At 38.6% G+C, this 12811-nt stretch carries 9 protein-coding genes; all 9 read right to left on the reverse strand.

What is annotated here, in order from left to right; translation table 11 throughout:
* Window positions 1-158 precede the first annotated feature (158 nt).
* Complete coding sequence (locus tag AMS66_RS14760; RefSeq protein ID WP_053781501.1) at window positions 159-1703, reverse strand: response regulator transcription factor; 1545 nt, start codon at window positions 1701-1703, stop codon at window positions 159-161.
* A complete protein-coding gene (locus AMS66_RS14765) occupies window positions 1681-3543 on the reverse strand; it encodes a sensor histidine kinase (RefSeq protein WP_053781502.1) in 1863 nt (620 codons plus the stop codon). The genes AMS66_RS14760 and AMS66_RS14765 overlap by 23 nt, the downstream gene beginning before the upstream one ends.
* Before the next feature lie 141 nt (window positions 3544-3684).
* Window positions 3685-5085, reverse strand: coding sequence for a Sapep family Mn(2+)-dependent dipeptidase (locus tag AMS66_RS14770; RefSeq protein WP_082350701.1), 1401 nt, complete (start codon window positions 5083-5085; stop codon window positions 3685-3687).
* Window positions 5086-5118: 33 nt separating this feature from the next.
* Complete coding sequence (locus AMS66_RS14775; protein WP_053781503.1) at window positions 5119-5964, reverse strand: carbohydrate ABC transporter permease; 846 nt, start codon at window positions 5962-5964, stop codon at window positions 5119-5121.
* A 2-nt stretch (window positions 5965-5966) separates the two neighbouring features.
* On the reverse strand, window positions 5967-6839 hold the full coding sequence (locus AMS66_RS14780) for a carbohydrate ABC transporter permease (protein WP_053781504.1): 873 nt from the start codon (window positions 6837-6839) through the stop codon (window positions 5967-5969).
* Window positions 6840-6934: 95 nt separating this feature from the next.
* Complete coding sequence (locus tag AMS66_RS14785) at window positions 6935-8200, reverse strand: ABC transporter substrate-binding protein (RefSeq protein WP_053781505.1); 1266 nt, start codon at window positions 8198-8200, stop codon at window positions 6935-6937.
* Window positions 8201-8243: 43 nt separating this feature from the next.
* A complete protein-coding gene (locus tag AMS66_RS14790) occupies window positions 8244-9419 on the reverse strand; it encodes an acyl-CoA dehydrogenase family protein (RefSeq protein WP_053781637.1) in 1176 nt (391 codons plus the stop codon).
* A 117-nt stretch (window positions 9420-9536) separates the two neighbouring features.
* The gene (locus tag AMS66_RS14795) at window positions 9537-10613 is read right to left on the reverse strand and encodes a response regulator transcription factor (protein WP_053781506.1); all 1077 of its coding nucleotides are present in this window, start codon (window positions 10611-10613) and stop codon (window positions 9537-9539) included.
* Window positions 10606-12333, reverse strand: coding sequence for a cache domain-containing sensor histidine kinase (locus tag AMS66_RS14800; RefSeq protein ID WP_053781507.1), 1728 nt, complete (start codon window positions 12331-12333; stop codon window positions 10606-10608). The genes AMS66_RS14795 and AMS66_RS14800 overlap by 8 nt, the downstream gene beginning before the upstream one ends.
* Window positions 12334-12811: the final 478 nt, after the last annotated feature.

Consider the following 12811-nt stretch of genomic DNA (forward strand, 5'->3'; position numbering starts at 1 on the left):
AATTACCGATTACAGGTGTAATATTCGCCTAAATGAGTAAATTATGAACCTGAATTGCTTCATAAAGTATTAATAATAAAACACATTCATTTCCAACAACTGCCGTCAATATTTTCGACAGAAGTAATCTGGAAACGAATGTGTTCTATGTTACATTTTTAATTCTTTCGATAAGCGCTTGGTGTGATACCAGTATGTTTTTTAAATACTTTACTGAAATAATTTAAATTTTCAAAGCCACTTTCACTCGCAACCTCTTGAATGGATAACTCGGTATGACCAAGCAATGAGAATGCTTTTTCTATCCTTAACTGAGTAAGATAATTCATAATCGTTGTGCCATACTCTTCTTTAAACTTTTTCGCCAGATATTGCGGTGAAAAATGAAATATTTCTGCCAAACCCGATAATGTAACCTCTTCCTTCATATGATCGTTAATGTAATTTCTTACCGCAGCGATAGACTGAACATGAGTTATTTCCAGCCTACTGTAGTTGATTGATTCTAGCATATCACTAAAAATTTGTTTAAGTTTTGAGGACCATTCTTCCAGTTGTGATATCCAAAGCGGCATCGTCTCATGAAAGTTATCACTGTTAATTTGACTATAAATTCGCACGAGCAGAAGGTTGATTTCTACGGTATAGTGCTGGAGCTCTCTTATGCTTACAAACTCATACGAAGCCAACTCCATTTTAAAAGACTCAACCAATTCATGAAGATATTGTTTGTTTTTTGCGAGAATTGCTTCTAAAATAACTCGTTCCTTATCTATAAAAAAGTTAATGGCTGATGACTTTCGGCCACTCTTAATATGATCAAAAATATTGCAATTAAGAATCATCGATTTTTCCTCAAACAAAGCGAATTGAAGTCTACTAGCGGTCAGGCTCATTTTATAGAAACCAGAAAATGAAGATAGGCGCAAAGTTCTTTTCCATGAATCCTGTATTTTTTTTACTGATATCTCTATATCTGCAAGTAAATAATTGGAACTTATAAACACAATGATAAATTCTTCATGTTGAAGTACATACCAACTCCCCAGCGATTCAACCAGCTCTTTAACAATATTTTTCATCGAATAATTAAACAGTTGCTCGTCTCGAGCAAAATGTTTCTTTACGATCGCATCTTTATTTCTGGGTAAAAAAGAAACTACATAAAAATAATCAGGGTTGATTCCAATGGTAGTAAGAAAAGTATTAAGCTCTTCTTTAGAAACCTGTTCTTCCTCAATTAAGCGAGAAAATCGCTGCTCCATAACAAGATTATTCACTTCATTTAAACGAAAATTAGTGCTAAGTTCCTTTAACCTTACTTCCTGCTCTTGTTTTATTTGATTGCATGCTTTTTGAATAGCTTTTTCCAGATCACGAATTTTAAATGGTTTTAGTAAGTAATCCACACCGTTAGCTAGCAGAGCCGCCCTAGTGTAATGGAACTTTTGATAACCGCTTAGCACAATAACTTTGGAGCCCCAGCCTTCCTCCCGAAGCTTCTCTAAAAACTCTGTGCCATCCATAAGGTGCATGCTCATATCGCAAATTATTAACTCGGGAATATGCTTCCGTACAAGTTCCAATGCCTCTAATCCATTTTCAGCCATCAAGATTTGATTGATTTTATACTGTTGCCAATCAATCGATAGCTCAACACCTTCACGTACATGCTCTTCATCATCTACGATTAATAACTTCATCTGCTTGTCCCTCTCTTGATGATTCAATTGGCAAGGATAATGCTACTATGGTTTTTTTATAGGGCTTACTAGAAATCGACCAAGTGAATCCGTTTCCATAATAAAGCATTAATCGCTTCAATACATTGGACAAGCCAATTCCACGCTTCTCCGATACAACAACTTGCTCAAGGTAACCAGCTTTGACCTGTTCAATTTGCTGATCTGTAAAGCCTTTTCCGTTATCAATTACCTCAATTAACAATGAATGCTTAGTCAAAACAATGCTTACCACTATATGAATTTGACCATTTCCTCGTTCTAATCCATGTATAATACTATTCTCAACAAGCGGCTGCAAAGTCATTTTGGGTACAAGAACACAATTCGCTTCATTTGAATACTCTAACTCAAATTGAAGCCTTTGCTTATAGCGACCTTGCTGAAGTACCATGTAATGCTGTATATGTTCGATTTCTTCTTCCAGCGAAACTTCCTCGTTCTCAATATCCATAGAATAGCGAAACATAGCTGCAAAGTCAGCAAGTCGATCACTGACGTCGTGAGCTTTAGATTTAATTGCTAAAGTTGCAATCGATTGCAACGTGTTATATAAAAAATGAGGATTGATTTGAGCTTGCAGCATTTTCAAACGAGCTTGCGATAACTCAAGCTGATGACGATATTGCTTATTCCATAACTCGTCTAGCTCACCAGCCATTTCATGCAATCTAATTTCCAACAAATCTAACTCATCCGGTGTCTTCTGTACAGGCCTTCTCTTTAGTTGAAAGTTACCCATTTGCAATTGCTTAATGTGCTGAAACATTATTTTAATCCTACGCAACATGTAATAAGAGATTAAAGTCGCCAAAATGGAAATAAAAATAATCGAAACTGCTTGAATTAACAAAGTTTTACCAAGTGCAGAATTACGTGCCTTATTAATAAGTGTGCGAGGTATAAACTTAACTATTGTCATGATTAAACCATTTTCATCTGTCTTGTTAAAATAGACATAACTGCCTTCAGTAGTTTGAATCTCCCCTTTATCTGTAGATAGTTGGGGTGCATGAAGCCTTTCATAAAGTTCTACCTGCCATGGTTCTCTAGTTTTTTGTGCAGTCTCCTGTTGCGTGGGTTGTTTAACTCCTTTTGAGAGTGTTAGCTCGGATGTCGAATCCATCTCATCTGCAGTTGTATAGAGTAGTTCGAGATTATTTCCGATAAATAAATATACAGGTCCTTGCTCACTTGTTGTTAAGGAAGTAAGAAAATTTTTGATTTGTAATGGTTTAACATCAAAGGTAGTCAAACCGATTACTTCACGAGTATAAATATCTATGAACGGCTTATTGATACGCAATCTTGGCTCTCTATTATTAAGTGTAACTTGAAAAGGTTGCTTCAGCTCACTATGTGCATCCGACATCTCATGATCATTAAAGTCAGGAATAATCACTATTTCATTATAATGATTTCGAATATTAAACTGCTTGTTTGTTAGCGCGCTCTTGTAAGAAACTGCACCTATCTCGCTATAATTCGCATATATTTTTTCAAGCCTTTGCTCAATATAGACACTTTCAGCAGGATTTTGAGGTTTTTTTTCCGACAACAGTCTAACAAGCTCAGGATCAGAAAAGTACGTCAAGCCTAGTAGTGACAATTCATGTAAATAAGACTGTAATGCTGACATCGTAATTGACATAGAATTTTGATTCAGCTCAACTAGCTGGCGTTTGATTGAGTTGCCTGTAATCTGATACGACAAATAATTTGAAATAATGAATGGGACAGTTGTCGCTACGATCAAGCTAACAATAATTTTTGTTATAATACTCACTTTGACAAGCTTCATCTAGGCACCCTCCACTCATTACCCCGTACATTGTAGCACAGCAATAAGGAAACTTGTAAATACCTGAGATCATCCATCGGCACGGCGAAGAAGCTTCTAAAGCGAAGATACTGTTGTCTGGAGTTTCTCGATAAGGCTGATTTATAGCTCATTTAGCTCTAGTAGTGCTACAATATAAATCTTTAATGCAGTGATCAGATTAGGAATAGACTGCACCTCATCTGGGCCGTGAATTTGACCATGACCAGGAGGCAAGTCAAGCTCTGACACATCAGTCGGCAAACCAGGGCCAAAGCCTACCGCATAAGGCAGCTTTCTGGCATAAGTACCTCCACCCATTACAAATGGCTCCGCTTGCTCTCCTGTTACGACTTGATATACTTGCATGAGACACTTAACCTCTGGCGTATCAGGATTATAATAACTCGGCTCACTGTCATGAACATTAGTCAGGGTAAAGCCGCTTTCCTGCAACTGCTGCAGCAGCATCTTGGATGACTGATGAATAGGGTAGCGAATATTCAACTCTATCTCCAGTCTTCCATCCCGCCCTTGTAACAAAGTTCCGACACATGTTAAAGCTCCAGATAGCTTATCCTCACAATGTATCCCTAATGCCCGCCCATCATAATGCTTGCAAATATCATAAATTTTCTCAAGCTGGTAGTGTGTAGACTCCTCAAACCATGTACTCCGCAACAATGGCTCAAGAAGGATCGCTATCGCATTACTAGTACCTTGAGGAAACGCGGCATGCCCGGACTTGCCGACTGCAAATAATGTAATCTCTTCATCCGTCTGACTATACTGAATATGAGATGGCAGAAGGCTTAGCTTGGCGGTCGCTGCTTCATCACGTCGTATAATAAGCTCAGCATAACCAGGTACACTATTAGAAACCACTCCCCCCTGTATGCGAAGGATTGACGAATCAGCAATATCACAGCATAAGGTAACAGAGAGCATTCCCTTCTCTCCATAACAGACCGGAAATCCGCTATCCGCCACAATATTAAAATCAGGGGCATGATAATGCTTACGATAATACGCAACATCAAACATCCCTATTTCCTCACCACTACCGATAATATGCTGAAGCTGATAGTTTAAGGGGATACCCAGTTCCTGAATAAATCTAAGTGCATAAAGAACAGCAATGACTGCACCTTTATTATCTTGCACTCCTCTGCCTATGAGAAAATTGCCCTTTTGTGTACAAAAAAAAGGGGGGTAGCTCCACCCCTCCCCTGCAGGAACAACATCGACATGCCCCCAAATTCCAATAGACCGCTTTGCCTCATCTCCCATACGAATTTCTGCACAATAATACTCCCGATTAAACGTTTGCAATCCATATCGTTGACCTAAATCCAATATATACTGAATAGCCTCTGCACATTTCTCCCCAAAAGGATAAGGAGAGGATGGATCATAGCTTGCCACACTTGGAATACTTATTAATCCAGCAATGTCTTCTAATAGCTCTGTCTTATGCTTCTCCATCCATTGTTCAATCTGTTCTTCAATAACAAAACCTCTCATTTACTTCCCCCCGATCTTGGATTATCTTGTTCATTATCCTTTAATTGCACCTTCAGTTAGCCCGGCGATTATGTACTTCTGGCCGGCTGCATAAATCACAATAATAGGCAACATCGCCATTAAATAAGAAGTGAAGGCCATTGTATAGTTAAAGGAATATTCAGTCTTGAAGTTGTATTGATATAAGGGGAGTGTCCAAAATTCCTTCGCTTTATTCAAAATTAGTAGTGGAAGCATAAAATCATTCCAGAACCATAATGAATCCATAATGACAAGCGTAACTAGCATCGGCATAATTAAACGTAAAGTAATAAGATAATAGATTTTAAAAGTGCTGCAGCCATCAATTCTTGCCGCCTCTTCAATTTCAGTTGGCATTCCTTCAATATAGTTGACGAGTAGGAATACCCCTCTTGTTAAGCTAAGCGCTCCATATAATAAAATGAGTCCAAAAGGATTTAATAGATTAATATTGGTCATAATTTTTGTTAAAGGAAGCATAATCACTTGAAATGGTACAAACAATCCTAACAGGATATAGAGATATAAAAATTTATAATATTTCTTATGTCGATTACGAGCAATAGCATAAGCAACGGTAGGATTAATAACAAGAACTATGATTACAGATCCAATTGTAATCAAGGTCGTATTCCATACAACTCTCCAGTAATTCCCCTTAGAAAGTAGTTCTGAGTAATTAGAAAAATTCAGTGCTTTGGGAAAACTGAAAAAACCTTTGCCTGCCTCCTCTAATGTCTTAAAGGAATTAACTATGACAAGATATATTGGCCCCATTATAATGATGATTCCAATAAGTAAAATGATATTTCGGAGAATACGCCAGCCAAGCCCTTCTTTTCGTATCGCTAAATTCATACTTAATGGACACCACCTTTACGTGTTAATTTAATTTGGATAAAGGATAACACTGCAATAATAATAAACAATATAACTGATTCCGCATTAGCCATCGCAAACTTTAGATTCTGAAATGCATCATTGTATATCATGATCCCAATAACATTAGTAGATTTCACTGGACCTCCACCTGTCAGCGTATAGGCATAATCAAAGGAAGTGATACCTGATTTAATCGCAAGCACCATATTTACGGTAATCGTAGGAATTAGAAATGGAAATGTGATATAACGAAAACGATTAAAGGTGCTGGCCCCATCGATTCTACCCGCTTCATACAGCTCGGAGGGAACAGATTGTAAGCCTGCAATAAAGATAAGGGTCGGCAAGGCCACAGCCTGCCAAATATTAACGATCACAACAGCAATTAAAGCATACTTGGGATGGGCTAAAGGACTTTGATATAATCCCATAATATTCAAGCTCTGACCAATCGGAGGAATGACTCGAACAAATACCTGGTCCCAAATTAATGAAATGGTTACAGCACTAATGATGGCCGGTAGGAAATATATCGACTTTGTAAAGGTTTGAAGCTTCTTAAGAGAGTTTAAGCTTAAAGCTAGAATTAATGACAGACTCATTACTCCTGCTACAAGCATCACCGCATACTTTCCAGTAACTAATAATGATTGCCTAAAATTCGGGTTGTTCCATAGCTCCGTATAGTTACTAAACCCTACATAATTATAGCTAGAACTAATCCCATTCCAATCCGTAAAGCTATATTGAATACCTACAATAACTGCATAAGCGAAAAATAGTGTATACAGAATGATAGCCGGAACCGTGAATAAGAAATAAGTTGAGCGTTCTAGAAATTTGCCTATCATGCTGCACCTTCCTCATCTCAATGTTACGTAGAGCTAGTAAATAGGGAGCGACAATTTGAATTCTCAAATTGTCGCTCAGATCAAAGCTATTTTATTTACTTAACAGCGTTAAGCTTGATTGTTTCATCAATGTTCTTCAGGTATTGCTCAGGCGTCTCGTTATTAATGAGATAACCTTGAGTTGTACTATATAATTCCGTTACAATCGCACTTTCAAGCGTTGAAGACATCCAGTCATGAACTCTACCATTGTCGATAAAATCAAGGATAGGCTGTAAATATTGATCGCCATAGCTTGTACCATTAATAATGGAAGGTTCGCCAGATAGATCAGACCATTTCTGAGCAACCTCTGGTCGAGCTATATATTTTAAGAAGGTAAGCGCAGCTTCTTTTTCCTCAGGCTTAGCTTTTGCAGAGATGGACAGGGAAGCATTGACACCTGATAAAGCTGTCGTTGTATCAACAGTATCATTCGGAAGAGGGAACGCACCGAATTTCAAATTAGGGTTAGCAACCTTAATATTCCCACGACCGTATGAGCCAGAAATAATCATAGCGGCTTGACCATTAGCAAATGCTTCTTGCATCATTTGAGCGCTCACACCAAAAGCATCCTTATTAGCATATTGCGTTAACTCTCTTAGCTTGTTGGCAAATTCCAAGAATAGCGGATTGCCTTCCACTTGACCTTCACCCTTAGCCACTTTAACCATCTCTTCAACACCACCAGGTGCAAAAGCAATGTTCGTAGCTTGGAAGATGTGACCTACATCCTTCAATGGAAGATAGAGCGGTGTAATACCTTTGCTTTGAAACAATTTGCATGCTTCGATAAATTCAGCATAGGTGGTTGGGATTTTCACGTTATTTTGTTCAAATAGATTGATATTATAGTATACTGCCATATAATTTCGAGCGTACGGCAAAGAGTAGTATCCACCGTCATCTGCTACAGTCATATCCAAATATGTTTCGTTAACATCTTTAATAAAGGGTTGATCGCTTAAGTTTTCGATATAGCCATTTTTTACTTTTTCCTTAAATTGAAGCTGTGTAGGATAATCAGTAAATAGTGGTGGAATATCATTTGTTGCAAACCGAGACGTTAATACTTTAACTGGGTCAGGCACGGTATTCATATTAATTGCAATATTCGGATATTCCTTTGTAAAATCAGCAATAATTTCGTGATAGGCATTTTGAATGGCTTCCTCACCCTGCTGCTGGAAAAACTCGATTTTAACAACATCGCTCTTGCTTGAATTTCCGTTATCTGCTACGTTTTCCTTCCCGCATGCCGTCAGAATTATGGACATTAATAACATAGCTGTAACAGCTAGCTTTGCACTTCTTTTCATCTCTTTCTCCCCTAACTACTTCTTTTTATGTACCATTTAGAGATTATTTCCCTAATGCGCGATTAGCCAGATTCGTAATGACAACATCGTCCATTGGCGGATTATGAAGCCCTGCACGAACATCGCGATACATACGCTCAAGCGGGAAAGCCTTAGAAAGGCTCAAGCCGCCTACAATTCTCATCGCGTGATCAACAACACGTAGTGCCGCATTGGTAGCAAGATGCTTGGCAACACCTAGCTCAATCTTCAAATTTTCGCGATTACCCGTTTCCTTATCCCAACGATCTGCAGTATCATAAAGGAAGGTTCTTGCTGTAATTAAATCAAGTTCAATTTCTCCAATTAAACGCTTAATATTTGGCAAGTCAGCAATTGGAACTTGTAATGAATTAGGCTGATGTTTAGCAGCAAAAGAAAGGGCGAAATCCCTGGCACCATGTGCAATTCCAAGATAACACGCAGGAATATGAAGCATGTTACCGTCTGTGGGGACTGGTTTGCGCAGCTGGTCACTTGCTTTACCACGGATGTGATATCGATCTGGAACAAATACCTCATTCATGGCAATATCATGACTGCCTGTTGAACGCATTCCCATCGTATTCCATGTCTCCAGCACTTTGACGCCATCGCCAGCTTCTACGATAAATGATCCTACAGTATCGGTATCCGACATCGTAGCCGCAACAATAAACTTGTTAAGAATCGGACTTAACGTACAGTACGATTTCTGACCCGTTATCAGCCAGCCACCCTCAACTTTAACTGCTTTTGTTTCAGGTTTTCCACCACGAGTCGGGCTACCCATTGCTCGCTCACTTACCAGTTCGTTCAATACTAGCCCATCATGTACAACCTCAAGACATAGCTCACTAAAAAGTTCTTCTGGAATTGCTCCTGATAGATGAAGCTGCTTCAATAAACCAATATGCCACCCGATTGCTAGTGCAGTGGAGCCGTCTCCTCTTGCCAGTCGCTCTTGAGAAAGAACCAGTTCATAAATTGATGCTTCCTCTCCTCCATATTGCTTTGGTACGGTAAGAGCAAGGTATCCGCTACCTCTTAACTCATTAAAATTCTCAAAGGGAAATGTTCCTTCAAGATCATGCTTAGGAGCTCGCTCTGCAAAAATCCCTGCTAGCTGATCTGCTCTTGCTGCAATTTTCGCTTCCCGCTCATTTCGTATAAAACGATCTGAAGAATCAGAGTATGTCATCATTAACAACTGCCTTTCTAATAATCCTCATTGGTTTACTTTGTTTAATAGTAATGTTATTTCCTTAAAATTTGAATATAAAAAATCCGAGTTTTTTATTGTAAAAAACCGTACTAGTTAGTTGTTCTCCCAATGCTGTTTACGATATTCATTAGGTGTAAACCCATAAAATTTCTTGAATACATTGGAAAAATACTGTGGATCTTGCTCAAATCCACACTGTTCAGCTACTTCATAAATTTTCATTGTAGGATGTGAAAGCAATAGCTCCTTCGCCTTTTTCATGCGAACAGAGGTCAAGAACTGGGTATACTTCTCTCCTGTGTCTTGTCGAAACAGCTTGCCTAAATATTCGGAGTTAAGAAATAAATAATGCTGAGCTAGCCATTGCAAAGAAAGCCGTCTACTCTGAATATGCTGGATGGTTAATTGCTTTATTTTTATAACCAGCATCGCCTTCTTATCAGTCTTACGATAATGATAGCTTGTATACAGCTCGCCTAACTCCTTCTGGAACGCTTGTATATCTTGACTCTCTACAACTGCAGGTGCTGTACTAATGCCATATTCTGATTTCAACTGATTGCGGATATAGGACAGGACATGATTATTATTGTCTTGGATGGCTTGTAATGATACCCCCTCGCTTAATAATTGCTCGATCCATAATCGCGATATCTTCATTAATTGGGCTTCATCAGCATCAACAATCGCCTGCAGCAAATCGCTAGGTATAGAGGAAGAAATGATCCCTTGACTTTGGGGCGTAATTGAAGCAATGGGCTGTCTATTTTTCGCAAAATTACTGCGAATTGCATCTACCTCAACCTTAGACCAATGCAAAGCTTCAGTAATCTCATGCTCATCACTTGGCTTTAATAAATACCGTCGCACCCCAAAACGCATCGCCTGAGTAGCTAGCTCAAATTCTCCAAATCCTGATAATACAATAAATATTATCTGAGAAGAAATCTTTGAGCCCTGCTCAATTAATTGAAGACCGTCAATAATAGGCATTTTAATATCCGTAATGACTACATCCGGCTGAAGCTCTTGAATCTTCTCTAATGCCTGCTGTCCATTGATAGCTGTCCCTACCAACTCCATACCAAGGGTAATCCAGTCTATGGCTTCTGCAATACCTTCTCTTGCCATTCGTTCATCATCGACGATTAATACCCGATAACTAGACATAACTTACTCCCTCTTTCAATAAAACAGGAATTCGAATCCGAATAATGGTTCCTTGATCTATGCCTTCCAAAATTCCAATACCATATGGCTCTCCATACAGTAATCGCAAACGTTCATGAATGCTTCTTAGTCCAATTCCATCTCCTGAGTCTTGCTCTAAATAATGTGTGTCCATCCCTGGACCTTGATCCGCAATCCAAATATCTAATTGCTCGCCAAAACGTTCTCCACTAATCGTAATGTGACATTCCCCTGTCAATTCATCAATACCGTACTTAATAGCATTTTCAACAATAGGCTGGAGGATGATTGCAGGAATATAACATCTGTTTAATTCATCAGGGATATTGATTTCACATTGCAGCCGTTCTTCAAATCGATATTTCTGAATGAGTAAATAGTTATTTACATGCTGTATTTCTTCCTGTAACATGGTCATTTCCTTTCTACTTGTTGTACTTCGCAACATATCACCCAGAGCTTTGACCATACTAGAGATGCGCTCTTGTCCCTGTCTGCGTGCTAGCCAGTTAATAGAATCAAGCGTATTGTAGAGAAAATGAGGATTCAGCTTCGCCTTCAGCGCTTCATACTGAGACTCCTTGATATGGATTTGCTTGATGTAGTTATCCTTAATTAAGCGGTCTAATGAAACTGTCATTTTATCAAAGCTATTCGTTAACCATCCGATCTCATCCCCATTTCTCACAGGCTCTTCTCGATAAGTGACAAAATCTCCTTGCTCTACCTTGCTCATCCGAAAAGCCAGCGTCTCCAAAGGACGTGTAATGCTTCTAGCAAAAATTAAGCCTATCCACACAAGTGAGACTAGAATAAAAGTATATAAAAGCAGTAAGATTTTCTTCATCAGAATGGCTTGCTGAAATAACGATTCGTATGGTACAAGGTTCACTAATGTCCAACCTGTAAAGCTCATTGTAGATAAGGTACTCAAGTACTTGTGATGATTTAACGTGATCATCTCATAGCGTTCACCTGATCGTTCATTCTGTATTAAAGAGCTTGGCATAGGCTTATCTCTCCACTGCTCATCATTCCAATAGATTGGAGTATGATCTTCATAGATGAGCAATTTATTATTGGAAGATGGGTGATTAGAACCTATGGATTCAATCAAATCACTCGCATTCACTCGAACAATTAACGTCCCTAATGATGGAAAATCCATACTCTTCACTGCTCTTATTTCCCTTAGGGAAGTAAAAATCTTGGAATCTCTTTCCCCACCCTTCCACAGACTTCCCCCTTCTTTCTGAGCGGCCATTGCAATAAATTGCTTACTATAAGCTGGTGCAGTCTCATCCTTAGTTGTGCCCAGCCAGTAATCATTGCCCCAATAATCAATAATCGCTACAGAGCGGATCGGATAATTAAAAAAACGGTACGATAACAGCTTCTCTTCCATTGCACGAATCGCATAATAGGTTTCGCGACTATTCTTGTTCTGCTTTATCTTCTCTAACCCATGTTGAATGTCAGCGTCACTTGCTATCGATTGTGTCATACGATCAATGGCTGCTAGCTTGTCCTCAATTCGCTCTGAATACAAGTACAGCTTCTCACTTGTTTGTTCATAGACAATCTGTTCATATAACTTATGCATATTTTGTACGTATAAAAGGCTGATGCCACTCGTCAGTAGAACACCGATCAATACAAACAACACTAGCTTATGTCTTATTCTTATTTTTATTTTCATTCTGAATTCTCCCTTACCGCATAACCACTTCCAGCATATTAGAACCGATCCATAAAGAAGTAATAATATAAACATTTAAGGTAATACCCTATTAAAAAATACTTTATATTCCCTAGTAAAACAATAAGAAAATAAGAATTTAACTGTTCTTTAGGTAGCTGAGTCCGGAGAAGATGACGTCCATGAGGATAAATTCAAATCTGCAAAAGGGCTTTATTCACAAGATTTTTTACGGTTTCAGGTTAATTCGGAATACAGATACTCAGACAATCATTTCAATCAATGCTATTGAAAAGGTTGCATACCAGCCCGCAACGCCGAACTCCGTTTACTTACAATATTCCATTTAACCCGCCCGTTAGCTTTATGAAATAGTGGACTAAAATTAATTAGATACTTGCCTAAACGATAATCGGTACAAGTCCTTTCCCTCGGCATAACTTGTTTCAAGGCTCGGGACACGAACTTGTACCGATAA

Source organism: Paenibacillus xylanivorans (assembly GCF_001280595.1).
In the GTDB taxonomy this organism is placed as follows: domain Bacteria; phylum Bacillota; class Bacilli; order Paenibacillales; family Paenibacillaceae; genus Paenibacillus; species Paenibacillus xylanivorans.

Bases quoted from the DNA above. Each gene is read 5' to 3' on its own strand.
- AMS66_RS14760 (WP_053781501.1), bottom strand. From the start codon at position 1,703: ATGAAGTTATTAATCGTAGATGATGAAGAGCATGTACGTGAAGGTGTT.
- AMS66_RS14765 (WP_053781502.1), bottom strand. From the start codon at position 3,543: ATGAAGCTTGTCAAAGTGAGTATTATAACAAAAATTATTGTTAGCTTG.
- AMS66_RS14770 (WP_082350701.1), bottom strand. From the start codon at position 5,085: ATGAGAGGTTTTGTTATTGAAGAACAGATTGAACAATGGATGGAGAAG.
- AMS66_RS14775 (WP_053781503.1), bottom strand. From the start codon at position 5,964: ATGAATTTAGCGATACGAAAAGAAGGGCTTGGCTGGCGTATTCTCCGA.
- AMS66_RS14780 (WP_053781504.1), bottom strand. From the start codon at position 6,839: ATGATAGGCAAATTTCTAGAACGCTCAACTTATTTCTTATTCACGGTT.
- AMS66_RS14785 (WP_053781505.1), bottom strand. From the start codon at position 8,200: ATGAAAAGAAGTGCAAAGCTAGCTGTTACAGCTATGTTATTAATGTCC.
- AMS66_RS14790 (WP_053781637.1), bottom strand. From the start codon at position 9,419: ATGACATACTCTGATTCTTCAGATCGTTTTATACGAAATGAGCGGGAA.
- AMS66_RS14795 (WP_053781506.1), bottom strand. From the start codon at position 10,613: ATGTCTAGTTATCGGGTATTAATCGTCGATGATGAACGAATGGCAAGA.
- AMS66_RS14800 (WP_053781507.1), bottom strand. From the start codon at position 12,333: ATGAAAATAAAAATAAGAATAAGACATAAGCTAGTGTTGTTTGTATTG.